Consider the following 25,547-nt stretch of genomic DNA (forward strand, 5'->3'; position numbering starts at 1 on the left):
ACATGGACGACGCCCTTTGGAGGCCGACGCAGCCGTGGAGGCTGCCGTTTCTGGCGGAGGCCGATCAGGTGTGGGCTCTTCGACGCGCTCTGCGGATCCACCTGGAGTATTGGGGCCTGCATGAGCTGACGGATGCCGCCGAGCTCTGCGTAGGTGAACTCGTCGCCAATGTGATCAAGCACGTCGGACCGGAGACGCCGACCACGCTGGTCGCTTCACTCGAGGGCTCCCACCTGCGCATCGAGGTTCACGATCCCGATGCTCGCGCCCTTCCGACGCTTACCTGCGCGACTCTCGACGCGGAGGCGGGCCGGGGGATGACGCTGGTCGACGCCGTGAGTGATCGCTGGGGCGTGGAACTTACCGGTGATTGCAAGATCACCTGGTGCGAGTTCCGCATGGACGCGACTTGCGCCGAGCGGCAGCACACGTCGATGCCGCGACTGGCGCGAGTCGCGGACGTGCTGAGTCTTTACAGCGGTTCGGGGCGGACGCAGGAGCCGGTCGTTTCAGGCCGGTTGGCGACGGCTACGGCGGAGGATGCCGCGATCAACGCCATCACGGACTTGCTCTACTGGTTCCGCACCCAAGGGTGGGACGTAGACGACGCGCTCGACCGGGCGCAGTCGCACTTCGAGGCGGAGTGCGCAGTGCGACTGTCGTGAGTCGTTCCGGTCACGGCCGACGTATGTGAGTCAACTCGCCTGGATCGCCGCCGAGTAGGACCACACGTCGGCCGGGAGCGGATGATCGAGATGCCAGGTGATCGCCATCGGCTTGCTGCCGGTGTGCTTCACGTAGGTCGCCGGGCCCAGGAGCATCCACGGCTGTGACTTGCCCGTGTCCGTGTTCGCGTAGCGGCGCATGAACAGCAGGACGTGGGTGCCACGACCGGCGTGCTGCTGGTAGCGCTTGCCGGTGGCGGAGTCGGGGGAGGTCGCGTTCTGGGACTCCCAGTGGAAGAGGTGCGGGCTGACCGCGTAGTCCTTGTACCGGACGGTGGGTGAGAAGTCCTTCTCGTCCTTCTCGAGCGTGATGAGTAGCGCGTCGGTCTGAAATTCCTCCGCCCATTGCACACCCTGGGCGAAGGATCGCGGCATCTGTCCACCGAACCGGGCGATGCCGAGGGCGGCAAGGATCTCCGACCGGTTGTACGAGCTGTGAACCTTCAGCGGCAGGGTGCCGAGACCATCGGACAGTGGGATCGGGACGTGATCGGCTCGGTCGATGACGTACGACAGCACCTGGCGGAGTTCATCTCTCAGAGCTCGCTGCGAACGTAGCGCCGCGATGCCCTCTGTATAGCTGGTGAAGCCTCCCGCGTTGTCCCACAGGTTGAAGAACAGCATGCGGGCGTAGGTCTGGCGGGTCTGGTCGAGTTCCTCGTACGGCGGGGCGTCGTCCGCCAGAAGGCTCAGGTATGCCTGCGCGCGCTCGGGGTCGTCCACGTGAAGGAAGGCGTGTACGCGCTTGAGTAGCGGCTCCTCGCCCGGAGGAGCCGGTTCGGCGATCAGGCCGGCACGACGCAGCACGAGGGTCCAGGAGTTGCCGCTCTTGTACAGCTCCTTGATCTCTCGGCGGCTCTCCCGAAGGTAGTCGGCGAGGAGAGGAGTGCTGTACTCCTTGACCTCCTTCACCAGTGTCTTCACCGTGGCGCCCAATTGCGTCCTGATGTTGTTGAGGACCAGGCTCTTGGCCTTGCCCTCCAGGATGATCTGGCAGCCAGACGGCAACTGCGGAAAGCCGCGCTCGATGTGCTCGACCAGCCGATTGCGCGACAGGTTGGTCATGGCCCGGAACTGCTCCTCGAAGCGGAACTCCGCTCGGTGCTGTCCGATGAAGTCCAGGACCGTGAGTACCGGTTTCGTGTCGGTACGCCGTAGTCCCCGCCCCAACTGCTGGAGGAAGACGGTGGCGCTGTTGGTGGGGCGCAGCAAGAGCAACGTGTCCACGTCGGGGATGTCAAGCCCCTCGTTGAACAAGTCCACCGAGAAGATGACCTGGATCTTGCCGTTCTGGAGGTCACGCAGCGCTTGAGCGCGTACCTGGGATGACGAGTCGCTGTCGAGGGCCGCAGCCTGGAAACCGGCCTTGCGGAAGTAGTCCGTCATGAAATGGGCGTGCGCTTTGGTGACGCAGAAGCCGAGAGCACGCATCGCGCCGGGGTAGGAGATCTTGTCCTGGACCTGCTTGACGATGATGTGCGCTCGCGCGTCATTGCCTGTGAGGAGATTGCCGAGCTCCTGATCGGCGTACGAACCCTTCTGCCAGGTGAGATTCGTGAGGTCGGTCCCGTCGGGGATGCCGAAGTAGTGGAACGGAGACAGCAGGTCGTTCTCCAGGGCTTCCCAAAGCCTCATCTCGGCGGCGATGCGGCCGTCGAAGAACTCGTCCTGGACATTGAGCCCATCCATCCGCTCCGGGGTGGCGGTGAGTCCCAGCAACTCCTTCGGCGCGAAGTGTTCGATCACTCGACGGTATGTACCGGCCGTGGCGTGGTGGAACTCGTCGATGACGATGACGTCGAAGTGGTCTGGCGCCAGCTGTTCCAGTCTCTGGACGTTGAGCGACTGGACGCTGGCGAAGACGTGGGTCCACTCCTGTGGATCGGCCCCGCCGTGCAGCAACTCGCCGAACGAGGCGTCGGCCAGCACTTCGCGATACGTACGCAAGGACTGCTTGAGGATCTCCTTGCGATGCGCCACGAACAGCAGCCTTGGTCGACCGGAGGTCGCCTGCTTGCTCAGGGAGCGGTAGTCGATGGCGGCCATCACGGTCTTTCCGGTGCCGGTCGCCGCAACCAGCAGATTGCGGTGCCGTCCGCGGATCTCGCGCTCCGCGCTCAGTCGCTCCAGCATGTCCCGCTGGTGCGGGAAGGGATGCACCTGAAGGCGAGAGAGGTCGATTTCGAAGTCGGTGGCCGATGTCGTCCCGCCCGCCTGGGCGAGCGCCGCGTCGAGGCGCTCGCCGTCGTCATCCGGGTCGTACGTCTCGAACGCCAGGTCGTTCCAGTACGCGTCGAAGGTGGCCTCGAATTTGTCCATCACCGCCGGTGTGGCCACCGAGGACAGACGCACGTTCCACTCCAGGCCGTCGAGCAGAGCCGCACGGGAGAGGTTCGAGCTGCCGACATACGCCGTGTGGAATCCGGTCCCGCGCCGGAACAGCCAGGCCTTGGCGTGCAGCCGGGTCGAGCGGGTCTCGTAGTTCACCTTCACCGTGGCGCCGAATTCGCGCACGAGCCGGTCGAGTGCACGCCGGTCCGTGGCGCCCATGTAGGTCGTGGTGATGATTCGGATCGGGACGCCCCGCTCCTTCGCGGCGAGGAGCGAGTCCTCCAGTACGCGGATGCCGTACCACTTGACGAAGGCGCACAGCAGGTCGATCCGATCCGCCGTGGCCAATTCGGCCCGCAACTCCGATCCCAAGTTGAGGTCCTCGGGGGAGTTGGTGAGAAGAGAGGTCTCGGAGAGGGGCGTGAGCGGACGGATTGCATAGGCACCCGGTGCCTCTTGCTCCGCCAGAGCCAGCAATTGGCGCGGTCCCTCGACGAGGGCGCTGACGGACTCGGCGCCGCCCTGTTCACCGACCTCTGCCGCCAGGGACTCAAGGATCCGGTTGGCAAAGGGGACTCGGTGTTCGGGCCGGAGCTGGTTGAGGTGGCGGGCCACTATGTCACCGACGTGACGGGCCAGCACATGCGGTGACGATTCTGCACCGACCTCGGCGTCGATGGCCTTCCAACCGTCGGCCTCAAGACGCTCCAGTTCACCGCGCACGCGATCCGTAACCAGCTGCTCGTAGACCCCCGCGACCGGCTGCTCCGGACTTCCCGCCTGCTGCACCACGACCCCCTTCACCACCGTGTTGACGTGGAGGCAGTTGTAGCAGGAGTCACTGACACGAGGGTGGGCTGATCGACCGAATCAGCCCCTTCAAGGCGTGCCCGGTGTGCATCCTTGAGCGGGGAATGCGGCGCCAGCCAGGGATCTCCCGACCCGGTTCGCCACACCCTCCGGCGCCTCGTGCTCCCAAAACCGCAGCACCGTCCACCCCCGGCCCTGCAGGTGCCTGGTCGTCTCGACGTCGCGGGCCATGTTCTTGTCGAGCTTGGCCCGCCACCACTCGGCGTTCGACTTCGGCCGCGTGGCGTGCTGCGGGCAGCCGTGCCAGAAGCAGCCGTCGAGGAAGACCGCGACCTTGCTCCTGGCGAAGACGATGTCGATCGTGCGGCGGGCCATGCCCGGCACCGGCACGTTCACGCGGTAGCGCAGGCCCGACGCGTGGAGCAGTCGCCGCACCGCGATCTCCGGAGCCGTGTCGTGGGAGCCCTGGCGGCTCATGCGGGCGGACACAGAGGCGGAGGACGGGACGGGGCCGGACATGCGGCCATTGTGCCGGACGGCCTCGTGCGCCGCTGACCACGGGCAGAGCTCGCAGGTCGTGCCGGGCGTCGGTCCCGAACCCGTTCCGGGCCATCGCGACGAGGTTCGACGACCGCGCGTGAGGCGCTCGAGAACCGTTGGAACAACGCCGCTGTGTGCCCCTACCGTGCTGCCGAACCGAGTCGCCCAGGCAAGGACGTGCCGTTTACACCCTGTGAGACCCCCCGAGTGCTGATCTGTCGCGCGTCGCACATGTGAGACGCGCTCCTTTCTGCTGCGGTCTTCTCACTGAAACCGGTGCACTTCTGTGCTCGACAACTGGGTTGTCATGCCCACCTGCCTGCCTCTCGTCCTCCGCCCTTGCCGAACGTGCGCGTCCAAACGCTTCCGGGCAAGCGGCAAGTTCCGCGTCAACGCACACCACAAGCTCCTCGACGCCTGGCTCCTCGTGCTATGCACCGCCTGCGGGGACACGGCAAAGCTCACGGTCCTGGAGCGGACGGACGTGCGTTCCGTACGGCCTGAGCTGCTTGACCGACTGCATGCCAACGACCTCGGTCTGGCAGCTGAGTTGCTCCAGGACCCGGTCGTGCAGCGCCGTAATCGCGTCGTCCTCGACTGGGACGACGCCTGGCGCCTCGACACAGGCGGATCAGATCACCTGGACCGCGAGGTGATCGACGTGTCGGTCCGCTTCGCGGCGCGGATCCCTGTCCGGCCGGTGCGGCTGATCGCTGAAGGGTGCGGTCTCTCGCGGGCCGAGACCGAGAGACTGATCGCGGAGGGCAGACTCGTTTCGGTAGCACGGCTGAGCGGCAAGCTGTCCGGCGACTTCACCTTCACGCTCAAGCGCTGAGCCCTCCGTGGGGCCGGGGCCTGTCCGGCAAGAGCCGCCGGACAGGCCCCGAACCGTCGTGGGCGCCTCGCCCGGCGACCCCGGTTGATAACCTGCCGCGATGGACGAGGCGTTGGACGAGGGACCGTTCTTTCACGGCACGAAGGCCGACTTGCGGATCGGGGATCACCTCACCGCCGGCTTCGCTTCGAACTACCGGCCCGAGATCGTGATGAACCACATCTACTTCACCGCGTTGTGCGACGGCGCGGGGCTCGCCGCCGAGCTCGCCGCCGGGGACGGGGAACCGCGCGTGTATGCCGTCGAGCCGACCGGGGAGTTCGAGAACGATCCGAACGTCACCGACAAGAAGTTCCCCGGCAATCCCACCCGTTCCTACCGCAGCACGGAGCCGCTCCGGGTCGTCGGTGAGGTCACCGACTGGACGCGGCAGACGCCCGAAGCCCTCCAGTTGTGGCGAGACCGGCTGGCCGCGATGGTTCTGGACGGACGCGCCGAGATCATCAACTGACCTGCTCCTCACCCGGTAGAGGTCTTCGGTGCGTGGCTCGCATACTGGCGCGATGAGCCCCATGCCCACGCACCACCGGTTCCGAGACCCGCGCCGCACGAAGTACGACTTCCTCGCGTCTGTTCTCGTGTGGTGCCCCGGCTGCGAGGGGATTGCGCACGTCGGTACGGCACCGGACCCGTCCGGAGTGAGCGACCGGGGCCTCTTCGCGCCGAGGCGTCTCGTTTGCCGTGGTTGCGGGATGGCGAAGGAGTGGAGTCGCGGCGGAGTGGCCCTGGCCCGGGACTGGCGCGCACCGGCCGTGGACCCGTACTTCGGTGTCCCTCTTCGGTTGCAGGGCGAGACCCGGCACGGGTGGGTGTGGGCCTACAACTTGGAGCATCTGGATCTGATCAGACGATTCGTGCGGGCACCGCTGCGTGAAGGGACCCCCTGGCACGATCACGGCCGGAGGATGACCGTGGTCGCCCGCTTGCCCGCATGGATGCAGCACGCCAAGAACCGTGACGAGGTGACGCGGGCCATCGCCCGCATCCACGCCTCACTGCTGCGCGCCTGAGGTGGTCTCGCACCCGTGCGGAGGGCCCGTGCGACGGGTCCGCGACCAGTACGAGCGGGTCGCCACGATCAACGCGCAGCCGTACCCGGCGAATGCGGCCAGGCCGATCCAGCCGACCAGGAGTGCGTCGTCCGGGGAGTGGAAATCGCCGCTCCGCATCGTCACCACGTCCAGCGTGGCCAGAGCGAGGTAGCCGAGGCCGAGGACGCCGTACGGGGCGAGTGTGGCGGCGCCGAGCAGGGCCGGGGACAGGGGGAGCCAGCGCGGGACCGGGCGGCCGCGCAGGAACGGTGTCCGGCGCGGGAAGACCTGGCCCCAGGGGCGGACGAGGCCCCACAGCAGGAAGACGCCGAGGGCGGCCAGGAGCATGGTGCCGTCCAAGCCCCAGGACTCCAGGGTGAGCCAGAGCCCCGAGGCACCGTTGCGCTCGGAGATCGCGCGCATCTCCGAGCCGGACATGCCGGCGAAGGTGCCGCCGAAGGCCCAGACCTGCTTCATGACCGCGTACGGAAGGAAGGACACCGTGCCGGCCCAGGCGGCCAGTTGCGTCGGCCGGGGTGCGGCGGAGGGCGAGGGGGGAGCGGTCACGCCGGACGGGGGCCGAGCCGAACGCGCCGTGGCCGCGAGCAGGAGTGCCCCGGCCGCCGCCAGCGCACGGTGTGCGGTGGCGGCCCAACTCTCCACGCTCTGACCGGACATCAGCATGATGACGTCCATGAGCAGGCTGAACGCCGCGCACGCGGCCAGGCCGCACCACGCCCACAGCAACGCCCGCAGGGCGGGTCGCGGTCCGTGTCGTGACACCGCGGCACAGGTCAGTGCCGTCAGTGTCCCCGTCGTCGTGACCGCCCACCCCGACGCGGAGGGGCCCAGGATGCCGCTGGAGTGGAACAAAGGGGTTCCGTTGAGTGCGCACACCAGGCCGAAACCGGTGTACACCGTCGCCCAGAGCGTGGCCGCCCGGGGCGACGGTCGCGGTCCCCGCCGCCGCAACGTGCGCCAGGGCGCCTTCGCCATCCGTGGATCAGTGGTCATGTTCTGAACGTCGCACCGGCGGCGTCGGCGCGGCATCGGCCACTTGAACCACTTGAACGATCCCGCTCCCTCTGCCGGGGGAGCACCGGCAGCGATCAGTAGCAGATGAGCGAGGCGTGAACACCGGCCGGGAAGTGTTCACGCCTGGAGGTGGTCAGGGAGGTGGTCAGGCCTTCGGGTCGTCCGCCAGGAACCCCGTCAGCCCGTCCAGCAGCATGCCGCTGCCCTGTTCCGCGCCGTCCCGTTCCTCCGCCGTGTCGCAGGTCTGGCGGAGGGTGATCACGGTGTTGCGGGGGCCCTGTTCCGTCAGTTCCAGGGTCATCGTCGCCGGGTCCGGGCGGCCCGGGACGTCCATGCCGAGGGTCAGCCGGTGCGGTTCGGCGACCTCGACGTAGGAGCCCGTCAGGGGGAACTCCGCGCCCTCCGGGGTGCGCACCGTGGCTTTCCAGGCGCCGCCGGGGCGGACGTCCATCTCCACGGAGCCGGGGACGGCGTAGGCCCACCGGGCGTACTGGCCGGGGGTGGTCCAGGCCTGCCAGACCCGCGCCGCGGGGGCCTCCAGGGCGCGGGTCAGGGTGTAGGAGAAGCCGTTGGCCGTGGCGGGGGTCTGCTCGGTGCTCATGTCGTCCTGTCTCCTCGGGTCGACTCGGCCGACGCCTTGCGTCGCGCGTCGGGCTGTCGCACCTGTGGACACCCGCCGGCGCCGGATCTCATCGGTTCCCGGCGACGTCCTCCCCGTGGCACTCCCCGTACGGCCGCTGCGAGCCGCACCAGCACGCCGCCCCGCGCTGCGGCGGCCACGCCACCGCGAGTCCCCGGGCGGCCAGCGTCGTCGCGTACTGCGGGAGCAGGGTCGGGTCGGCCGGGGACGCGCCCTCCGACGCCGCGAAGGCCTCGTAGGACGGGACCGTGCCCGGGACCACGCCCAGGTTCGCGGTGCCCGACGAGGCCAGTTCGCGCAGGGCCGCCTCTATCGTCGCCAGGTGGGCGTCGTAGGAGGGGTACTCCGCGGCCAGGGCCGGGTACGCCTCGACCAGTTCCGTCAGCTCGTCGGCCGGCCAGTGGAGCATGGCCACCGGGAAGGGGCGGGACAGCGCCTCCCGGTAGGCGCCCAGCTCGGCCCGCAGGCGGGAGATCTCCGCCTCCAGGTCCGCGGGATCGTCCGAGCCCAGGGACCAGACCCGCTTCGGGTCGTGCAGCTCGTCCAGGGAGACCGGCATCGAGTGCAGCGTGTCGGCCAGGGCGTCCCACTCGTCGTGGGCCAGGCCCAGCATGCGGCGGACGCGGTGGCGGCCGTAGAGGAGCGGGTGCGTCGTATACGGCGGTTCCGGCACGTCCGTCAGGAGCAGGCGGGCGCCCTCCGTGAACGTGTCGTGCGCCGCCTCCAGTTCGTCGTGGGACTCCAGGGCCTCGGCCACGATCACCCAGGGCGCCGGATCGCGCGGCGCCGCCGCACGGACCCCGTCGATGATCGCCCTGGCCTCCGCCTCGTGGTCGTACTCCCAGAGGTTGGAGGCTTTCAGGGCGCGGACCAGGGACGGGTTCTCAAGGGTGGCGGAGCCGTCGGAAGCCGAGGACAGCAGGCGGTCGTAGAGCCTGGTCGCGGCCGGGCGGTCGCCGGACAGTTCCAGGTGGGCCGCGGCGCGCAGGAGCAGGGCCTCGGCGTCCTCGGGGTAGAGGCCGGCGGTTCGCTCCAGGCGGGCCGCTTCGGCGGTGTGGTCGACGTCTTCGGCGGGCGTGTCGGGGCGCATGGGGGACACCGTACTGCCGCGAGGTGACGAGGGTCAGTCACCGGTGGGCCCGAGGCCGGGGATCGGCGCCCCCGGGCCCGCCGAGAACCGCCGGGGGCCGCACCGCCGCTCAGTGCCGCTCCCGCAGCGCCCCCACCAGCACTCCCGCCACCACGGCCAGCCCCGCCGACACCCACAGCGCCACGTCCGCCCCCGCCCCCGGACTCCCCGCCGAGGTCGCGATGGCGATCGTCAGGGCGACCCCGGCGCACGAGCCGATGTAGCGGAACGTCTGCTGCGCGCCCGAGCCCATCGCCGCGCGGGCCGCCGGTACCGACTCCACCGCGAGCAGCGGCAGCGCGGCGTTCAGCAGACCGCTGCCCACGCCGGCCACCACCAGGCCGGGCAGCAGCCGGGGCCAGGAACCCGCGCCGACCGCGCCGAGCATGGTCAGGACGCCGACCGCGTGCAGGGCGAAGCCCGCGGCCAGTTGGTGGCGCGGGGAGACACGGTGGGCGATACGGCGGGCCTGGAGCGCCACCGCGAAGGCGAGACCGGCCCACAGCAGGGAGAGCAGGGCCGTCTCCATCGGGGACAGGCCGAGCGCCCGCTGCAACACCGTCGGCAGGAAGCTGAAGAGACCGATCACCGACAGGCCCGTGAACAGCCCGCCCGCGGAGGAGGCCAAGAAACGCGGGCGGCGCAGCAGCGAGAGGTCGATCATCGGGGTGGCCGCGCGGCGCTCCAGTACGGCGAACAGCCCGCCCAGCAGCAGCGCCGCCGCCAGCAGCAGGCCCACCGGCGCCCGCAGCCACCCGTCCCGCCCCAGCGTCAGCGCCGCCACCAGCGCGACCAGCGCCGGTCCGAACGTCAACGCCCCGGCGAGGTCCGGCCGGCCGTCCCGCGGCGAGCGCGACTCCGACAGGGCCCGCGCGCCCAGCCCCGCCACCACCAGCGCGGCAGCGCCGAGAACGCCGTACGCCACCCGCCAGTCCGGGACCGCGCCGACGAGCACGGGGCCCACCGCTATCCCGCCGCTCACGAAGGCGCCCCACACGCCGGTCGCGCGCAGCCGCCCGGCCGGGGTGGGGAAGGCGTGGACGAGCAGGCCGAGGCTGCTGGTCAGCAGCGCCGCGCTCGCCGCGCCCTGCGCGATGCGGGCCAGCGTGAACAGCCAGGTCGTGGACGCGAACGCGCCCAGGACGGTGGTGACGCCGAGGGCGAGCGTGCCGGAGACGAAGAGCCGGCGGCGCCCGTAGTCGTCGGCCAGGCTGCCGGCCACCAGGAGCCGGGCGGCCAGGCCGAGAGGGGTGCCGTTCAGCAGCCAGGCCTGGGCGGACAGCGGAGTGTGCAGGGCGGCGGCGGTCTCGGGCAGCGTGACCATCGGCGCGGTGTACGTCATCAGGGCCACGGCGGTCGCGGCGCTGGTCAGCGCGAGGGTGCGGCCGGGGCGCGGCGGAGGCGCGTCCCTGTCGGGCCCGCCGCCTCTCCGACGTACGGAGGCGGCGGGGGCGGCCGAGGCGGCGGGCGTGGCGGAGGTGGCGGAGGTGGCGCTCGCGGGGGAATCCGTGCCGATGTCGGTCATGGCTGTCCGCTCTCCCTGCTCGGGACGTATGGGTTCGGTCAATGAACTGAGGTTTCGGCGGTCAACCTAGCATCATCGGTTCGGTGAATGAACTGAGCTGTCGGAAAGTGGCTACAGTGGACGTCATGGCACTGGGCAAGGACTACGCGACGCAGGAATGCTCGATCGCCCGCGCGCTGGAGGTCGTCGGCGAGCGATGGACGCTGCTGGTGATCCGCGACGCGCTCTACGGCGTCCGGCGCTACAACGACTTCCTCGTCCACCTCGGCATCCCGCGCGCGGTCCTGGCCAACCGCCTCCAGGCGCTCACCGCCGAAGGAATCCTGGAAAAGCGCAGGTACCAGCAGTCACCGCCCCGGGACGAGTACGTCGTCACCGACCGCGGCATCGCCCTGTGGCCCGCGCTGCGGGCGCTCGGGATCTGGGGACGCGAGCAGCTCGGCGGGGAGCCGATGCGCACCTTCTGGCACGCCGACTGCGGCACCGAACTCGGTCCGTACGGCTCCTGCCCCGCCTGCGGAACCCTCGTCGCCGTCCGCGACATCGACATGAGGCCGGGACCGGGACTCGACCCCGACCCGGCGGATCCGGTCAGCCGGGCGCTGCTCGGCCCGCGGCGGCTGCTCGAACCGATCGAGACCGAACAGAGCCCCGCGTAGGCGAAGTCCCGCACGGGCAGCCGGGGCTGGGCGGGCTCAGCAGGGTCCTGCCGTTCCTGTCCTTCTTCACGCTCGTCACCGTGGCCGTCGTGCCGCTGGCCGCCGCGCTGTACGTCGTCACCAGCACGGCGTGGAGTGCCGTCGAGCGGGCCGTCCTGTACCGCTGAGCCCACCGGCCCGGGGCGCCGCCCGGCCCGGCTACGGTCCAGTACGTGAACGGGGTATTGCGGAGTGGACCCCGACCTTGGACGATCGGCCAGTCCTCCGATGGTTGCGCGATGCTGCCGCACCCAGGTCCTGCTCCGTCGGGCGGGCTGCCCGCGATCGAGGAGTTGGGGATCATGAAACTGTTGCGAGTCGGTACGGCGGGGTCGGAGCGCCCCGCGCTGCTCGACGCCGACGGGACCCTGCGAGACCTGTCGGGCATCGTGACGGACATCGACGGCGGACTGCTCGCCGACGAGACCGCGCTCGACCGGGTACGGTCCGCCGCCCAGGCCGGTGAGCTGCCCGCCCTGGACGGCACGGAGCTGCGCGTCGGGCCGCCCGTGGGGCGCATCGGCAAGATCGTGTGCATCGGCCTCAACTACCACGACCACGCCCGAGAGACCGGGGCCGCGCCGCCCGCCGAGCCCGTCGTCTTCTTCAAGGCGCCGGACACCGTGGTCGGGCCCCACGACACCGTGCTCGTGCCGCGCGGCTCCGCCAAGACCGACTGGGAGGTGGAGCTGGCGGTCGTGATCGGGCGTACGGCCCGCTACCTGGAGTCGGCGGAGGAGGGCCTCGCGTGCGTCGCCGGGTACGCGGTCGCGCACGACGTGTCCGAGCGGGAGTTCCAGATCGAGCGCGGCGGCACCTGGGACAAGGGCAAGAACTGCGAGACGTTCAACCCGCTGGGCCCGTGGCTGGTGACCGCCGACGAGGTGCCCGACCCGCAGCGGCTCTCGCTGCGGCTGTGGGTGAACGGTGAGCTGAAGCAGGACGGCACGACCGCGGAGCAGATCTTCCCCGTGGGGGAGGTCGTGCGGTACGTCAGCCGGTTCATGGTGCTGCGCCCCGGTGACGTCATCAACACCGGGACGCCGGCGGGCGTGGCGATGGGGCAGCCCGAGCCGAAGCCGTATCTGCGGGCGGGGGACGTCGTCGAGCTGGAGATCGAGGGGCTCGGGCGGCAGCGGCAGGAACTCGAGGACGCCTGACGCGGCCGGGGCGCGCTTCCCCGCGCCCCGGAAGTGCGACTTCCCTCGGCCTCGCTCAGGCCAGTAGCGCGGCGAGCCTGCGCCAGCCGTCCCTCGGGAGGCGGGCCGGGTCGTCCTCCACCACCTGGAGTGCCACGTGGTCGGCGCCCGCGTCGTGGAAGGCGTCGATGCGGGCGCGGATCGTGGCCTCGTCGCCCCAGGCGAAGACGGCGTCGATGAGACGGTCGCTGCCGCCGCCGGTGACGTCGGCGTCGGTGAAGCCGAGGTTGAGGAAGTTCTTCGTGTAGTTCGGCAGCTTCAGGTACATGGCGAGATACGCGCGGGCCGTCGCGCGGGCACGGGACGCATCGGAGTCGAGGACGACCTTGAACTCCGGAGCCAGCAACGGGGCGGCACCGAGGCGCTCGCGGGCCTGCGCGGTGTGCTCGGGCGTGACCAGGTACGGGATGGCGCCCGCCGCCCGGTCCCGGGACAGGTCCAGCATCTTCGGGCCGAGCGCGGCCAGCACCCGGTGGCCGGACCGCATCCCGGCCCTGTCCAGGTCGTCGAGGTAGCCGACCATCGTCGAGTACGGGCGGCGGTATCCCTCCACACGCGGGCCGTGGCTCACCCCCAGGCCGAGCACGAAGCGGCCGGGGTGGGACACCTCCAGCTCGGCGAGGCCCGCCGCGGCCTCGGCCGCCCCGTGCTCCCAGATGCTCTGGATGCTGGTGCCGACCACGATCCGCGAGGTCGCCTGGATCAGCGGGGCGGCGTGCCGGGCGGCGCTGTTGCCGCCCAGCCACAGGGCGCCGTATCCGAGCCGCTCCAACTCCGCGGCGGCCTCGGCACGTTCGGCACCGCCCTCCGGTTCCTCGGAGCGCAGCTGGACACTCCAGACGCCGTACCGTCCGACTGATTCCTTCAGGGAGGCCGTCGTGTCGTTCATGGGTTGCGATCCCTCCGGTGGGCACCGTGATCATCCTGCGTGTCTGCCTGCCAACCACAGGTACCCGCCGGTGATTCCCCGCGTGCGCGGTCCGCGGCCGATCGGGCTACTCGCCCAGGAACCGCTCCAGGGCCTCCACCACGAGCCGGTGGTCCTCCACCTGCGGCAGCCCGGAGACCGTCACCGCGCCGACGACACCGACGTCGGCGACGGTGACCGGGAAGGAACCGCCGTGCGCCGCGTACGTGTCGGGGTCGAGTCGCGAGGACTCCTCGAAGGTCGTGCCCTTGGCCCGGAAACGCGAGCCGACCAGGTACGAAGCCGAGCCGTACCGCTCCACCACCCGGCGCTTGCGGGCGATCCAGGCGTCGTTGTCGGGGGTCGAGCCGGGCAGGGCGGCGCGAAAGAGCTGCCGGCCCGCGCGGTGGATGTCGATGGCGACGGGTGCCTGACGCTCCCGGGCCAGCTCGACCAGCAGGGAGCCCAGCGTCCACGCGTCGTCGTTCGTGAACCGGCGGAAGACCAGGTGGCGTTCCTGCTCCTCCAGCTCCGCCACGGTCGGGGCTGCGGCGGTCGGCACGGCTGCCTCGGGGGTCGCGGGACTCTTGCGGCTCACAGGACTCCCGGGGTTCGCGTGGCTCACAGGGTTCGCGGGGTTCGCGTGATTACCGGGGTTCGCATGGCTCACAGGGTCACCACCACTCCGTCGCAGGCGGACCGGCGGGCCGCCTCCAGTACGTCCAGGGCGGCGGCCGCCTCCCGGGCGTCCACCGGGTTCGGGCCGCCCTCGCGCAGGGCCCCGGCCACCGCCGCGTAGTAGGCGGGATAGTCACCCGCGACGGTCGCCGCCACGTGCCCGCCACCGGTCAGCGGGGACTCCCCCGAGCCCACGCGCCCCCACAGCGACTCGTCCTCCTCACCCCAGCCGGGGCCCGGCCGCTTGCCCTCGCGCAGCGCCGCCTCCTGCGGGTCGAGCCCGTGCTTGACGTAGCCGGCCGTCGAGCCGAGCACCCGGAAACGGGGGCCGAGCTGGGCGGCGGTGGAGGAGACGTAGAGGTGGGAGCGGACGCCGTTCGCGTGCGTGAGGGCGAGGAACGTGTCGTCGTCCGCCTCCGCGCCCGCGCGCCGCACGAGGGACTCGGCGTACACCTGCGTGGCCGGGCCGAACAGGACGAGGGCCTGGTCGACGACATGGCTGCCGAGGTCGTAGAGGAGCCCTCCGATCTCTGCCGGGTCGCCGGACTCGCGCCAGCCGCCCTTCGGCTTCGGCCGCCAGCGCTCGAAGCGGGACTCGAAACGCCACACGTCGCCCAGCGCGTCCTCGGCGAGCAGCTTGCGGAGAGTGAGGAAGTCGTTGTCCCAGCGGCGGTTCTGGAAGACGGAGAGCAGCAGACCGCGCTCCTCCGCCAGCGCCGCCAGCTCGCGCGCCTCGGCCGCCGTGCCCGCGACCGGCTTGTCCACCACGACCGGCACACCGACCTCGAGAGCCCGCCTCGCGAGCGGTACGTGCGTCTTGTTGGGGGACGCGACGACGATCAGATCCAGCTCGCCGGCCCGGTCGAACAGCTCGTCCGGGCCGGCGACGGTGCGCACGTCCGGGAATCCGGCGCGGGCCTGCTGCTGCCGCTCCGGGTTCGAGGTGACGACCGTGTCGAGGGCCAGGCCCTCGGTGGCGGCGATCAGCGGGGCGTGGAAGACGGAGCCCGCGAGTCCGTAGCCGACGAGGCCGACGCGCAGAGGAGGAGTGCCGGGAGGAGTACCAGTCATGCGTTCTACTTTCGCAACGGTGTTGCCAAAGTGCAAGCGCCGGAGACAATGGTGGTGTGAACAGGACGAACGGCGGAGGTACGGGGACCGGTGCGGGGGGTGCCGGTGGCGGCGGTGTGCGGGGCGCGGCGGGCGGCGCCAACCTGCTCGCCCTGCGCAGCCACAACACCGCCCTGGTGCTCGACCTGCTGCGCACCGCCGGTGTCGAGGGCATCAGCCGGCTGGAACTCGCCGAGCGCACCGGGCTCACCCCCCAGGCGGTCAGCAAGATCACCGCCCGGCTCCGGGGGGAGGGCCTGGCCGCCGAGGCCGGACGCCGCGCGTCCACCGGCGGCAAGCCGCGCACGGTACTGCGCCTGGTGCCCGAGGCGGGCCACGCGCTCGGCGTCCATCTGGACCGGGACGAGCTGAGGGCCGTGCTGGTCGACCTCGACGGCGCCGTGGTGGGGGAGCGGTGCGCTCCGCTGGACCTGGGCGCGGGGGCGGAGACCGTCGTGGAGGGGGTGGCCCGGGCGGTGGAGGCGCTCGCGGAGTGTCTGGGGGTGAGCGCCGTGGAGGGCTTGCGGCCGGGTGTCGTGGAGAACCTGCCGCCGGGTGCCGTGGAGGGCTTGCGGCCGGGTGTCGTGGAGAACCTGCCGCCGGGTGCCGTGGAGGGCTTGCGGCCGTCTGCCGGGGGCGGCCCGCCCACGCCTGCCGGGGACGGTTCCGGACCGCTTGCCGCGCAGGGGCTGCGACCTCCTGCCGCGCAGCAGCGGCGACCTCCTGCCGCGCGCGGCCCGCGCGCGCCGGGCGCCGTCCTCGCCGCCGCCCCCACTCTCCTCGGCCTCGGCGTCGCCCTCCCCGGTCCGCTCGACCACGTACGAGGTGTGCTGCACCGGGTCACCGGCTTCCCGGAGTGGGACGGCTTCCCTCTGCGGGACGCGCTGGCGCGGCGGCTCGGCGTGCCGGTCGTCGTCGACAAGGACACCAACGCGGCGGCGCTCGGTCTCGCCGTCGGCGGCGAAGGCGGCGAAGGGGGCGGCGAGGGCGGCTCCTTCGCCTACCTGCACCTCGGTACGGGACTCGGCGCCGGCCTCGTCTTCGACGGCGGCGTGCACCGGGGCGCCCGGACCGGCGCCGGGGAGTTCGGGCACCAGGTCGTCCAGCTGGACGGGCCGCCCTGCACCTGCGGCGCCCGGGGCTGCATAGAGGCGCTGTGCCTCGGTGCCGTCGCCCGCGGGGACCTCGCGGAGGCGGCGAGAGTACTCGGCGCGGGCGCCGCGAATCTCGCCGGGCTGCTGGACATCGACCTGGTGCTGCTGGGCGGCCGTACCGTCGCCGCCGCTCCCGAGGCCTTCGTCCACGGGGTCGGCGCGGTCCTCGACGCCCGCGCCCGGCGCGAGGGCGGCCACGACGGTGCCGTACCGGTGCGGATCGCGCCCGGCGGGACGCGCACGGTCGCGGAGGGCGCGGCCCAGCTGCTGCTCGCACCGCTGTTCGGGCGTGGGGACGGCGGCTGAGCCGACGGGAACGGCGCGGCGCGAACACGGCCACAACCGGTACGGAGGCGTCGCGGCCGGTACGAGGGCGCTGTCGGCAGCCCGTACGGGGAGCCGTGGTGGCCGGGGCGGGGGCCGCCGGGGTGCCGCAGCCGCCGTTCGAGGGGCGTGTGCCGCCGTTCGGGGGGCGTTCCCCGAACGGCGGTGCCGTCGGGCCGGGGCCTCCGACACGCTCATGTGTTTATGCGACTGTTCACGCGCACGTCCCCGTTCCCCCGCTCGACGGCGGCAGCCGCCCTCCGCACCGCCTGCGCCTGCGCGTCCGCCGCCTTACTCGCGCCCGCCGTACTCGCGCCCGCCGTCCCCGCCTACGCGGACGCCCCCCTGCCCGCCTGCACGGCCCCGGACGACCACACCTTCCCCCTCACCACCCGCCTCCACGGCGGCCCCGCCGGTTACGACCCCGGCGGCGGCTTCGGCGTCTGGTACCTGGACCTCACCAACACCACCTCCCGCGCCTGCGAGGGCATCCACCCGGTCGTCGTCCTCGTCGACGACGGCCGGGCGCTGGAACCGTCGCAGCCCCGCCTGGAGTTCTTCGACGGCGACCGCCCGCACGCCGTCACCTTCGAGAGGACCGACCGCGACGAACTGATCGGCGCCTTCGGTGAAGGAGAGGAAGCGGGCGGCGGCGCCTTCCCCGGCTTCACCGTCGGCCCCGGCAAGACCCTCACCGTCAAGGTCCGCCTCGCGCTCACCTCAAAGACCGCGCCGGGTGAGGTCACCGCGAACGCGGCCGTCGTACAGCGCCGGGGCGGCGACGGCGAGTGGATCGGCCAGTCGAACGACTACCGTTTCCACGTCGGGACCGGCGCACCCGCCGACGAGCCGGCCGCCGGGCAGGACTCCGGCCCGGCCACCCCCTCCGTCGCCGCCACCCCCGACGACCAGGGCACCGGCATCCCGTTCGCCGACGAACTCGCCGGTACCGGACTGGCGCGTCTCGACGCGGTCCTGGTGGCCACCGCCCTGCTCGTCGCCGCCGGCGGCGCGGCCGTACTGGTGGCCCGCAGACGCCGCTGAGCCGCGGACGCCCCGCCGCACACGTTCCCTCAGACGAGATCCACCAGGTCCGCGATGGAGTCCACGACCTTGGTCGGCCGGTACGGGTAGCGGTCGATGTCGTCGAGTGTCGTCAGCCCCGTGAGGACGAGGAAGGTCTCCATCCCGGCCTCGAGACCGGCCAGGACGTCGGTGTCCATCCGGTCGCCGATCATGGCGCTGGTCTCGGAGTGGGCGCCGATGACGTTCAGCCCCGTCCGCATCATCAGCGGGTTCGGCTTGCCGACGAAGTACGGTTCCTTGCCCGTGGCCTTCGTGATCAGCGCGGCCACGGAACCCGTCGCCGGCAGCGCGCCCTGCGGCGAGGGACCGGTGTTGTCCGGGTTGGTGGCGATGAAACGGGCGCCGTCGTTGATCAGGCGGATGGCCTTCGTCAGTGCCTCGAACGAGTAGGTCCGGGTCTCCCCGAGGATCACGAAGTCGGGGTCGGTGTCGGTCATCACGTAGCCCGCGTCGTGCAGCGCCGTCGTCAGGCCGGCCTCACCGATGACATAGGCGGTGCCGCCGGGGTGCTGGTTGTCCAGGAAGGACGCGGTGGCCAGGGCGGAGGTCCAGATGTTCTCGACCGGCACCTCCAGACCGATCCGGTTCAGGCGGGCGTGCAGGTCCCGGGCGGTGTAGATCGAGTTGTTGGTGAGGACCAGGAACGGCCGTCCGGACTCGCGCAGCTTCTTGATGAAGGCGTCCGCACCGGGAACGGGGACGCCCTCGTGCATCAGCACCCCATCCATGTCGGTGAGCCACGATTCGATGGGCTTGCGCTCTGTCATGGGGCGGACTCCTGCCGTGCGTGGGCCATGGGAGGCCCATGCTATGCAGTCATACGTTCACACGGATCACACCCATGTCTCCCGCGGCCGCCGAAACCCGCAGGCCGCCGCCGTAACCCGTTTGGAGCAGCCCGGCCCCGCGCGGGGTGCGGGGGCGGGGCGCACGGGGGAGCCTCCAGATAACTGGAGGTACACGATGGGCTCACTGAAAGTCACACTCTGTGCGGGAGCCGCGCTGGCCGCCGCGCTGTGCGCACCCGCCGCCTACGCGGCGGACGGCGGCGGCGTCTCCGTGACACCGTCGTCCCCCGCGCCCGGCACGGACGTCACACTCCGCGTGCCCGACTGCACCGAGAAGACGGCCGTCGCCGTATCGGCGGCGTTCGAGACGGACGTCCGGCTCGGCCTGGCCACCGAGGACGGTGTCCTCGTCGGCTCCAGCCGGGTCCGCTCCACCGTGCGGGCCGGGGCGTACGCCGTCCAGGTCAGGTGCGGCGACCACGCCCGCAACGGCACCATCACCGTCCACGAGAAACGGCACCCGGACACCCGGCCCTCCGCCCCGGCCTCTCCGGTCGCCCCCGTCGACGCGGGCGGCGGCGGCACCGCGCGGCTGGCCGCCGCCGGCAGCGGGGAACAGGCCCGTTCCCAGCCCCCCGGTACGGCGCACACCGTGACCGGCCTGGTGCTCGCGGGCATCGCCGCCGTCGCCGTCGCGCTGCGCGGCGTCCGCAGCCGGAGCAGCGGGACGGGCTGACCATGTCCGAACGACACGCGCACGGCGCCCCCGCGCCCGACGCGCACGGCGCCCCCGCGCCTGACGCACACCGCGCCCCCACGCACCACGCGCACGGCGCCCCCACGCAGGACGCGCACCGCGCCCCCGCGCCCGACGCGCACCGCGCCGCCCTTCCCGGCGGCCGTCTGGTGACCGGCATCGCCTGGGTGGTGCTGCTCCTCGGGCTGTGGCTGTGGGGCCGCGAGGCCGCCGACGTGCACGAGGGCACGTCCGGGCCGGCCACCGGCGACATGGCGGCGGCGGGGCGGCCCCCCGACGTTCCCCTGCCCCCCGCCCACGCCCCCCTCGGCGACGCCCGGCCGCAACGGCTGGACGTCCCCGGACTCGGCATCCGGGCGCCCGTGGTGGCCCGCGGCCTCGACGACAGGGGCGCGATAGAACCACCACCCTTCGACCGGCCCGGCTCCGTCGGCTGGTACGCGGCCGGCGTCACCCCGGGTGCGGCCGGGACCGCCCTGATCGTGGGCCACGTCGACACCGAGACCCGGCCCGCCGTCTTCTACGAGCTCAGCACCCTGAAACCAGGCGGGACGATCCGGGTGGTCCGCGAGGACGCCGCCGTCGCCGAGTTCACCGTCGACGACGTCCGGGTCCTCGCCCGCGACGGCTTCGACGCCCAGCAGGCCTACGGCCCCCGCGACACGGCCCGCTCCGAACTCCGCCTGATCACCTGCGGCGGCGCCTTCGACGACACCACCGACAGCTACACGGCCAACGTCGTCGTCTCGGCGTACCTGACCGGAACCGCCCCCTAGTCGGGCTACCTGACGAAGCCCTACCAGCACAGCACCCGGCCCCCGGTCCGGGAACCGCCCGGGTACCAGGGGCGTATGTCAGGATGAGCCCGGGAACAGCGCACCAGGGGGTTGGATGTACGGCAGCAGGCCGGCCGGAACCGTGTCCGGGAGGCGGGCGGCGGCAGCGGCGCTGGGGGCGGCACTGCTGCTCGCGGGCTGCTCCTCGTCCGGTGACGGGGACGACAGGAACGCGGGCGCCGGGATCACGCAACAGCCCAAGGAGGCCGACCCGTTCTGGGTCAACCCCGACGGCACCGCGGCACAGCAGGTCGCGTCCCTGGCCGAGGCGGGGAAGAAGGACCAGGCCGAACAGATCCGCAAGATCGCCCAGCAGCCGACCGGCGAGTGGATCAGCCCGGAGAACCCCGAGGAGCAGGCCCGCGGCTTCACCGAGGCCGCCGACGAGGCCGGCCGCACGGCGCTGCTCGTCCTCTACGACATCCCGCACCGGGACTGCGGCCAGTACTCGGGCGGCGGCGCCGCCGACGGCGACGCCTACCGCTCCTTCGTCGACGGCGTCGCCGAGGGCATCGGCGACCGTGCCGCCACCGTCGTCCTGGAACCGGACGCGGTGCTCCACCTCGTCGACGGCTGCACGCCCCAGGAATTCCACGAGGAGCGCTACGACCTCCTCAAGGACGCCGTCACCAAGCTCGCCGCCCTGAGGAACACCAAGGTGTACCTGGACGCGGGCAACGCCGGGTGGGGCGACCCCGACCAGATCTTCGAGCCGTTGAAGCGGGCCGGCGTCGAGCAGGCCGACGGCTTCTCGGTCAACGTCTCGAACTTCTACACCACCGAGGAATCCCTCGCCTACGGCAAGCGGCTCTCCGCCAAGGTCGGCGGCAAGCACTTCGTCATCGACACCAGCCGCAACGGCAACGGCCCCTACACCGAGGGCGCCCCCGACGAACGCTGGTGCAACCCGCCCGGCCGGGCCCTCGGCGAGACCCCGACCACGAAGACGGCGGACCCCCTCGTGGACGCCTACCTCTGGGTCAAGCGCCCGGGCGAGTCGGACGGCGAGTGCAAGGGCGGCCCGAAGGCGGGGGCGTGGTGGTCCGACTACGCCTTGAAACTGGCGCAGGGGTAAGCAACCCGACGCACCCGCGGAAGGGCTGGGGCTAGGGCACGTGCACCCACTCCGCCTTGCTCGGCGTCCCTTCCCCGTCCGTCACGAACATCATGTACCACCCCGACTGGACCAGGTTCTCGTTCTCCGGCACCGTCACCGTCAGCCTGTTCCCGTCCGCCGAGAAGTCCAGCGCCACGGACCGCTGGTCCACGTCCGTGACGTGGGTGGACGCGCTCGGCCGAATCAGCCGCACCTTCTTGACCGACCCGGCCGCCCGGGACGTGAACGTCCCCGACCCGCCGCGCTCGATGGTCTTCGGACCACCGGACAGGTCCGGCCGCGAGTCCCGGTACAGGTACGGCGGCGTGTAGATCTCGATGCGCTGCTCGAACTCGCCCGGCTTGGTGTTGGCCTTGTCGGCGTAGAGGGAGTCCGAGCCGAAGAACATCAGGCGCCCGTCGGGCAGCAGGATGGAACCGGAGTGGTAGTTGCGGCCCACCAGCGGGTCGGCGACCCGCTCGAACCGGTTCGTGTCCGGGCGGTACAGCCGGGCCTGGAGGATGTTGGAGTCGCTGCGGCCCCGGTAGTCCTCGGAGCCGCCGGAGACCAGCACGCTGTCGTCGGGCAGGACGGAGGCCTGCGGATAGCGCGTGCCCTTCTCCAGTGACGGCCCGTCCACGAACTCCGGGTCGTCCGCCTTCAGGTCGACGATCCGGGTCTTCTCGCTGGACAGCTTGGACTCGCCGACCCCGCCGCCGCCGATCACCATGTACGTCTGGTCCTGCGCCGGCGGCAGCAGCACCGTGTTCGCCGTCTCCAGCCTGTCGGCGTCGCTCATCCCGGGAATCCTGGTGAACTTGTTGGTCGCCACGTCCCAGATGCCGGGGTCGCGGCCCACGTCGTCGGGCCCGTAGCCGGCGTTCGCGCCCGAGTAGAAGATCTTGCCCTTCTGCGTCAGGAACAGCGCCGGGTACGTCGGGAACTGGCGGACCTTGTCGGTGTAGGTCCACTCCTTGGTCTCCGGGTCGTAGATCTCGTTCTTGCCCGGGACCAGCTGGCCGATGTCGTCGAGGCCGGAGACGCTGAGGATCCTGCCGTCGCTCAGGGTGGTGAGCGTCGGGTACCAGCGGGCCTCGTGCATCGGGTCGACCTTGATGTACTTCTCGGCGACCGGGTCGAACTCGAAGGCGTCCCGGATGCCCTGGAAGTCCTTCTTGTCGAGGGCGAGTTTCTGCGCGATGCCGTAGGTGTTGCGGGCGTCGGCACCGGACAGGCCCTGGATGCGGTAGTTGTCCTCGGTGCCCGTCTCGTACTCGGTGCCGCTCTTCTCGGCCTCGACGTAGATCCGGCCGAGGCCGGGGTCGTTGCGCAGGAACTCACCGGTCGTCCGGTCGAAGACCTTCTCGGCGCGCGGCACCAGGACCGGGTCCTTGGAGACGAAGGTCCTGCCGTTCTCCCTGCCGGTGAACCGGCTGCCCGCGGGCAGGGTGATCGGCTTGTCCGGGTTCTCGTTGTGGACGACCATCAGGCCGCCCGCCTTGGTGACGTCGCCCTTGAGCTTCTCGTACCGCTTGGTACCGCCCGCGATCAGCAGATTGCCGTTGGCGAGCTGGGTGTGGCCGGTGCAGAACAGGTCGGTGGGCGTCGGCACCTTCTTGATGGTGCCCTTGACGGGGTCCCAGATCCGGGTGTCGTACTGCTTGGCGTCGGAGTTGTCCTGGTTGTTGCCCGACCCGGCGACCATCAGCACCTTGCCGGTGCGCAGCAGTGCCGCGTGGATGGTGTTCTGCCGGTACTTCTCGGGAAACTCGATGATCTCCCACTTGCCGTTGGCGGCCTTGTACTCCGGCTCGTTGATCTTGTACTGGTGGTATTTCCCGGTTCCGAAGCGGTAGAGCCACGGCCCGTTCATCCCGGCCAGCGCGACTGCCACCGCCGTACCTATCGCGAAGCGACGGGCGCGGCGGCGGCCGGCACGGTCTTTCATTCCTCACGTCCCCCAAGTCCACCAAGGGCGATCTGCATGGTCTGGTCGTCGCCCCCGTCGGGCGCGGCGGCCCAGTTCGGCTTCTGCTGCGGCGCGTGCGGCGCCTGTTGTCCGAGCGGCGCCTGCTGTCCGTAGGGCGCCTGCTGTCCGTAGGGCGCGCGCGGTCCGTACGGCGCCTGCGGCGCGTGCGGCGCGTGCGGCGCCTGCTGTCCGTGCGGCGGGTACGCCTGCTCGGGCGCCGGCTGCTGGGGCGGGACCCGCGGTGCGGGCGCCGCCGCCACGGCAGGCGGCCGCTTCCTCGCCTTCCGCAGCTCGTGGCGCCAGGCGAACATCGGCGACGCGGTGATCAGCATCGCGAAGGTCGCCCAGATGATCATGGCGGGGTGCGAGTGGCCGTACACGAAACCGGCGGCGATCGAGCCACCGAAGATCACGATGAAGTACCAGTGGTACCGGAACGTCCCGAACAGGGTGTCCGGGCTGGCCGAGTCGCCCTTCGGGGTCACCACGAACTTGCTCTTGCGCCGCAGCACGGAGTCGATGAGCGCCTTCGCGTACAGCGGTGCCGACAGCGCGGACATGACCATGCCGGCCACGCCCCCGGAGCCCTCGGGCTCGTGCGGCGAGACGTTGTGGCGGCGGTTCCAGACGTACAGGCCGATCTGGAGCGCGGAGGCGTTGCCGTAGAGCATCAGCCAGACCGCCGGGTCGATGTTGACGCCCGAGGCGCCCAGGCCCAGGAACAGGCAGCAGCTCAGCGCCGCCAGAATCCAGTTCAGGGCCGACATCGGATAGAAGATGATCATCATCGTGTAGTTGAAGAGCTTGCTCGGCGGCAGCGAGTACCAGCCCTTCCAGTACTGCTTGAGGATCGTCTCGTACGTCCCTCGGGACCAGCGCATCTGCTGGGTGAAGAAGTCCGTCCAGGCGTTCGGGCCCTCGCCGACCGCGAGCACGTCCGGGGTGTAGACCGAGCGCCACTTGCGGCCCGTGGCCGGGTTCTTGTGGCGGTGCATCTCGAAGCCGGTCGCCATGTCCTCGGTGATCGAGTCGTACAGGCCGCCGATCTGCTTCAGTGCCCTGATGCGCACCGCGTTGGAGGTGCCCACGAACATCGGCCCGCCGTAGCGGTTGCCCGCGCGCTGGATCAGCGCGTGGAAGAGGAACTGCTGCGACTCGGCGGCCTTGGTGATCGGGTTGTCGTAGTTGCCGTAGACCTGCGGGCCGATGACGAAGCCGACGTCCGGGTCGCGGAAGAAGCCGAGCATCCGCTCCAGGTAGTTGGGCAGCGGCACGTGGTCGGTGTCGACGGAGGCGAAGAAGTCGTAGTCGTCGCCGTGCGCCTCGAGCCAGGCGTTGTAGTTGCCGTGCTTGGTCTTGGCGCGGTGCGGACCCTTCCTCCGGTTCCACTTGGCGACGCCCTTGCGGGAGAAGTGGTGCACGCCCAGGCGCGCGCAGACCTCCTTCACCTCCGGGTCGTCGCCCTCGTCGAGGAGCCAGACGTGCATCAGACCGCGGTGGCGGATCTTCACGGCCGCCGCCAGGGTCTTCGTCACCATCTCCAGCGGCTCCTTGCCGGGCACGAAGGAGGTGAGGAAGGCGACCTTGGTGCCGGTCTCGGGCACCACCGGGACCGGGTCACGGGCGACCAGGGTGGCGTGCGCGTTCGACAGCACGTTCAGGCAGCGGAACAGCTCGATCAGGCCGATCGCGACGAGCATCACGATGTCGAGCGCGGGCAGCCAGTCGAAGGCCACGTAGTCGCGCTCGGTCCAGTGCTCGGGCTGGAGCAGCCAGACCAGCAGCACCACCGACAGCAGCGGCGCGGCGGCCAGCATCAGGGCGACCCTGACGCGGTGCGGCTCCTGCGAGATCAGCGAGCGGTACTGGACCCGGTACGGCTTGTTCGGGTCGGGCTGGGTGAGGGGGCCCGCGAGCCGGCTGTAGTGCTCGTAGTCGTACTTCGGCAGTGTCTTCCTTATCCGGCGGTACGAACCGGTGTTCCAGTTCCGGTGACCGGGCACCCTGAGCCGGGTGGTCTGGGACGGGTCGTGGTCCCGCCCGGCGCCCGTCGGCGTCGACGTCATGAGTCATCCCCCCACACGCGGGTCAATGCGTGTTTCGTCGCTTCCTTCGCCTGCTCCGGTCCCCCTCGACCATCACGGACGTCACCAGTGGTGGGTCGGTGTCACCACGGCAACCACACCTTATAGACAGACATGGAATGGCGGCCCCCGGTTGCGTGATGCCCCCCTCGGCACCCGGCCCCGCAACCGGACCAGAGTTCTACGGCGTTCGTCATGAT

Annotated in this window: 23 protein-coding genes; 11 read left to right on the forward strand and 12 right to left on the reverse strand. The window is 71.1% G+C overall.

The features are described 5' to 3' along the window. The first annotated feature begins 2 nt into the window (after window positions 1-2). Complete coding sequence (locus ACGFYH_RS08915) at window positions 3-665, forward strand: ATP-binding protein (RefSeq protein WP_393802432.1); 663 nt, start codon at window positions 3-5, stop codon at window positions 663-665. Window positions 666-695: 30 nt separating this feature from the next. On the opposite strand, the gene ACGFYH_RS08920 is transcribed toward ACGFYH_RS08915, so the two are convergent. Further along, a complete protein-coding gene (locus ACGFYH_RS08920) occupies window positions 696-3,845 on the reverse strand; it encodes a DUF3427 domain-containing protein (protein ID WP_393802612.1) in 3,150 nt (1,049 codons plus the stop codon). A 90-nt stretch (window positions 3,846-3,935) separates the two neighbouring features. After that, a complete protein-coding gene (locus ACGFYH_RS08925) occupies window positions 3,936-4,385 on the reverse strand; it encodes a very short patch repair endonuclease (protein WP_393802433.1) in 450 nt (149 codons plus the stop codon). Between the two features lie 328 nt (window positions 4,386-4,713). Here ACGFYH_RS08925 and ACGFYH_RS08930 point away from each other — a divergent pair, with 328 nt between their 5' ends. From ACGFYH_RS08930 to ACGFYH_RS08940, 3 genes are all read left to right on the forward strand, one after another. Continuing rightward, window positions 4,714-5,241 (forward strand): DUF1062 domain-containing protein, encoded by a 528-nt coding sequence (locus ACGFYH_RS08930; RefSeq protein ID WP_393802434.1) that lies wholly within the window; start codon window positions 4,714-4,716, stop codon window positions 5,239-5,241. 100 nt (window positions 5,242-5,341) lie between these two features. After that, complete coding sequence (gene arr, locus ACGFYH_RS08935) at window positions 5,342-5,752, forward strand: NAD(+)--rifampin ADP-ribosyltransferase (RefSeq protein WP_393802435.1); 411 nt, start codon at window positions 5,342-5,344, stop codon at window positions 5,750-5,752. A gap of 52 nt (window positions 5,753-5,804) precedes the next feature. Continuing rightward, window positions 5,805-6,311: a hypothetical protein gene (locus ACGFYH_RS08940; RefSeq protein ID WP_393802436.1), complete on the forward strand. Its 507-nt coding sequence runs from the start codon at window positions 5,805-5,807 to the stop codon at window positions 6,309-6,311. Here ACGFYH_RS08940 and ACGFYH_RS08945 read toward each other — a convergent pair. From ACGFYH_RS08945 to ACGFYH_RS08960, 4 genes are all read right to left on the reverse strand, one after another. Further along, entirely contained in the window at window positions 6,294-7,346 is a 1,053-nt protein-coding gene (locus tag ACGFYH_RS08945) for a hypothetical protein (RefSeq protein WP_393802437.1), read from the reverse strand. The genes ACGFYH_RS08940 and ACGFYH_RS08945 overlap by 18 nt on opposite strands. A gap of 166 nt (window positions 7,347-7,512) precedes the next feature. Then, window positions 7,513-7,968: an SRPBCC domain-containing protein gene (locus ACGFYH_RS08950; protein WP_393802438.1), complete on the reverse strand. Its 456-nt coding sequence runs from the start codon at window positions 7,966-7,968 to the stop codon at window positions 7,513-7,515. An 88-nt stretch (window positions 7,969-8,056) separates the two neighbouring features. Beyond that, window positions 8,057-9,097 carry an SEC-C domain-containing protein gene (locus ACGFYH_RS08955; protein ID WP_393802439.1) on the reverse strand — a complete coding sequence of 347 codons (1,041 nt, stop codon included), beginning with the start codon at window positions 9,095-9,097 and terminating at the stop codon, window positions 8,057-8,059. A 109-nt stretch (window positions 9,098-9,206) separates the two neighbouring features. Further along, on the reverse strand, window positions 9,207-10,661 hold the full coding sequence (locus tag ACGFYH_RS08960) for an MFS transporter (protein WP_393802440.1): 1,455 nt from the start codon (window positions 10,659-10,661) through the stop codon (window positions 9,207-9,209). A gap of 125 nt (window positions 10,662-10,786) precedes the next feature. Here ACGFYH_RS08960 and ACGFYH_RS08965 point away from each other — a divergent pair, with 125 nt between their 5' ends. Both ACGFYH_RS08965 and ACGFYH_RS08970 read left to right on the forward strand, forming a co-directional pair. Continuing rightward, complete coding sequence (locus tag ACGFYH_RS08965) at window positions 10,787-11,320, forward strand: winged helix-turn-helix transcriptional regulator (RefSeq protein WP_393802441.1); 534 nt, start codon at window positions 10,787-10,789, stop codon at window positions 11,318-11,320. A gap of 341 nt (window positions 11,321-11,661) precedes the next feature. Then, window positions 11,662-12,519, forward strand: coding sequence for a fumarylacetoacetate hydrolase family protein (locus ACGFYH_RS08970; protein ID WP_393802442.1), 858 nt, complete (start codon window positions 11,662-11,664; stop codon window positions 12,517-12,519). A gap of 55 nt (window positions 12,520-12,574) precedes the next feature. Here the strand turns inward: ACGFYH_RS08970 and ACGFYH_RS08975 are convergent, their stop codons facing one another. From ACGFYH_RS08975 to ACGFYH_RS08985, 3 genes are all read right to left on the reverse strand, one after another. Next, a complete protein-coding gene (locus tag ACGFYH_RS08975) occupies window positions 12,575-13,447 on the reverse strand; it encodes an LLM class F420-dependent oxidoreductase (RefSeq protein WP_393802443.1) in 873 nt (290 codons plus the stop codon). Window positions 13,448-13,553: 106 nt separating this feature from the next. Then, entirely contained in the window at window positions 13,554-14,027 is a 474-nt protein-coding gene (locus tag ACGFYH_RS08980; RefSeq protein ID WP_393802613.1) for a heme-degrading domain-containing protein, read from the reverse strand. A 104-nt stretch (window positions 14,028-14,131) separates the two neighbouring features. Further along, window positions 14,132-15,214 (reverse strand): Gfo/Idh/MocA family oxidoreductase, encoded by a 1,083-nt coding sequence (locus ACGFYH_RS08985; protein ID WP_393802444.1) that lies wholly within the window; start codon window positions 15,212-15,214, stop codon window positions 14,132-14,134. A 56-nt stretch (window positions 15,215-15,270) separates the two neighbouring features. Between ACGFYH_RS08985 and ACGFYH_RS08990 the strand changes: the two genes are divergently transcribed. Further along, window positions 15,271-16,713 carry an ROK family protein gene (locus tag ACGFYH_RS08990; protein ID WP_393802445.1) on the forward strand — a complete coding sequence of 481 codons (1,443 nt, stop codon included), beginning with the start codon at window positions 15,271-15,273 and terminating at the stop codon, window positions 16,711-16,713. Between the two features lie 222 nt (window positions 16,714-16,935). After that, window positions 16,936-17,775, forward strand: coding sequence for a hypothetical protein (locus tag ACGFYH_RS08995; RefSeq protein ID WP_393802446.1), 840 nt, complete (start codon window positions 16,936-16,938; stop codon window positions 17,773-17,775). Window positions 17,776-17,804: 29 nt separating this feature from the next. Here the strand turns inward: ACGFYH_RS08995 and ACGFYH_RS09000 are convergent, their stop codons facing one another. Further along, window positions 17,805-18,584, reverse strand: coding sequence for an HAD-IIA family hydrolase (locus ACGFYH_RS09000; protein ID WP_393802447.1), 780 nt, complete (start codon window positions 18,582-18,584; stop codon window positions 17,805-17,807). A gap of 196 nt (window positions 18,585-18,780) precedes the next feature. Here ACGFYH_RS09000 and ACGFYH_RS09005 point away from each other — a divergent pair, with 196 nt between their 5' ends. The 3 genes from ACGFYH_RS09005 to ACGFYH_RS09015 all read left to right on the forward strand — a co-directional run bounded on the left by ACGFYH_RS09005 (window position 18,781) and on the right by ACGFYH_RS09015 (window position 21,273). Then, window positions 18,781-19,341: a hypothetical protein gene (locus ACGFYH_RS09005; protein ID WP_393802448.1), complete on the forward strand. Its 561-nt coding sequence runs from the start codon at window positions 18,781-18,783 to the stop codon at window positions 19,339-19,341. 2 nt (window positions 19,342-19,343) lie between these two features. Then, window positions 19,344-20,138 carry a class F sortase gene (locus ACGFYH_RS09010; RefSeq protein WP_393802449.1) on the forward strand — a complete coding sequence of 265 codons (795 nt, stop codon included), beginning with the start codon at window positions 19,344-19,346 and terminating at the stop codon, window positions 20,136-20,138. Window positions 20,139-20,253: 115 nt separating this feature from the next. Continuing rightward, entirely contained in the window at window positions 20,254-21,273 is a 1,020-nt protein-coding gene (locus ACGFYH_RS09015) for a glycoside hydrolase family 6 protein (protein WP_393802450.1), read from the forward strand. A 31-nt stretch (window positions 21,274-21,304) separates the two neighbouring features. On the opposite strand, the gene ACGFYH_RS09020 is transcribed toward ACGFYH_RS09015, so the two are convergent. Beyond that, window positions 21,305-23,242 carry a galactose oxidase-like domain-containing protein gene (locus ACGFYH_RS09020; RefSeq protein WP_393802451.1) on the reverse strand — a complete coding sequence of 646 codons (1,938 nt, stop codon included), beginning with the start codon at window positions 23,240-23,242 and terminating at the stop codon, window positions 21,305-21,307. After that, window positions 23,239-25,329 (reverse strand): glycosyltransferase family 2 protein, encoded by a 2,091-nt coding sequence (locus ACGFYH_RS09025; RefSeq protein WP_393802452.1) that lies wholly within the window; start codon window positions 25,327-25,329, stop codon window positions 23,239-23,241. The genes ACGFYH_RS09020 and ACGFYH_RS09025 overlap by 4 nt, the downstream gene beginning before the upstream one ends. Window positions 25,330-25,547 lie beyond the last annotated feature (218 nt).

The organism is Streptomyces sp. NPDC048392 (assembly GCF_043200575.1).
Lineage (GTDB): Bacteria > Actinomycetota > Actinomycetes > Streptomycetales > Streptomycetaceae > Streptomyces.

Excerpts from the sequence above, each read along its gene's own strand:
- ACGFYH_RS08915 (WP_393802432.1), top strand. The coding sequence starts at position 3 with ATGGACGACGCCCTTTGGAGGCCGACGCAGCCGTGGAGGCTGCCGTTT.
- ACGFYH_RS08925 (WP_393802433.1), bottom strand. The coding sequence starts at position 4,385 with ATGTCCGGCCCCGTCCCGTCCTCCGCCTCTGTGTCCGCCCGCATGAGC.
- ACGFYH_RS08930 (WP_393802434.1), top strand. The coding sequence starts at position 4,714 with ATGCCCACCTGCCTGCCTCTCGTCCTCCGCCCTTGCCGAACGTGCGCG.
- arr (WP_393802435.1), top strand. The coding sequence starts at position 5,342 with ATGGACGAGGCGTTGGACGAGGGACCGTTCTTTCACGGCACGAAGGCC.
- ACGFYH_RS08940 (WP_393802436.1), top strand. The coding sequence starts at position 5,805 with ATGAGCCCCATGCCCACGCACCACCGGTTCCGAGACCCGCGCCGCACG.
- ACGFYH_RS08945 (WP_393802437.1), bottom strand. The coding sequence starts at position 7,346 with ATGACCACTGATCCACGGATGGCGAAGGCGCCCTGGCGCACGTTGCGG.
- ACGFYH_RS08950 (WP_393802438.1), bottom strand. The coding sequence starts at position 7,968 with ATGAGCACCGAGCAGACCCCCGCCACGGCCAACGGCTTCTCCTACACC.
- ACGFYH_RS08955 (WP_393802439.1), bottom strand. The coding sequence starts at position 9,097 with ATGCGCCCCGACACGCCCGCCGAAGACGTCGACCACACCGCCGAAGCG.
- ACGFYH_RS08960 (WP_393802440.1), bottom strand. The coding sequence starts at position 10,661 with ATGACCGACATCGGCACGGATTCCCCCGCGAGCGCCACCTCCGCCACC.
- ACGFYH_RS08965 (WP_393802441.1), top strand. The coding sequence starts at position 10,787 with ATGGCACTGGGCAAGGACTACGCGACGCAGGAATGCTCGATCGCCCGC.
- ACGFYH_RS08970 (WP_393802442.1), top strand. The coding sequence starts at position 11,662 with ATGAAACTGTTGCGAGTCGGTACGGCGGGGTCGGAGCGCCCCGCGCTG.
- ACGFYH_RS08975 (WP_393802443.1), bottom strand. The coding sequence starts at position 13,447 with ATGAACGACACGACGGCCTCCCTGAAGGAATCAGTCGGACGGTACGGC.
- ACGFYH_RS08985 (WP_393802444.1), bottom strand. The coding sequence starts at position 15,214 with ATGACTGGTACTCCTCCCGGCACTCCTCCTCTGCGCGTCGGCCTCGTC.
- ACGFYH_RS08995 (WP_393802446.1), top strand. The coding sequence starts at position 16,936 with ATGCGACTGTTCACGCGCACGTCCCCGTTCCCCCGCTCGACGGCGGCA.
- ACGFYH_RS09000 (WP_393802447.1), bottom strand. The coding sequence starts at position 18,584 with ATGACAGAGCGCAAGCCCATCGAATCGTGGCTCACCGACATGGATGGG.
- ACGFYH_RS09005 (WP_393802448.1), top strand. The coding sequence starts at position 18,781 with ATGGGCTCACTGAAAGTCACACTCTGTGCGGGAGCCGCGCTGGCCGCC.
- ACGFYH_RS09010 (WP_393802449.1), top strand. The coding sequence starts at position 19,344 with ATGTCCGAACGACACGCGCACGGCGCCCCCGCGCCCGACGCGCACGGC.
- ACGFYH_RS09015 (WP_393802450.1), top strand. The coding sequence starts at position 20,254 with ATGTACGGCAGCAGGCCGGCCGGAACCGTGTCCGGGAGGCGGGCGGCG.
- ACGFYH_RS09020 (WP_393802451.1), bottom strand. The coding sequence starts at position 23,242 with ATGAAAGACCGTGCCGGCCGCCGCCGCGCCCGTCGCTTCGCGATAGGT.
- ACGFYH_RS09025 (WP_393802452.1), bottom strand. The coding sequence starts at position 25,329 with ATGACGTCGACGCCGACGGGCGCCGGGCGGGACCACGACCCGTCCCAG.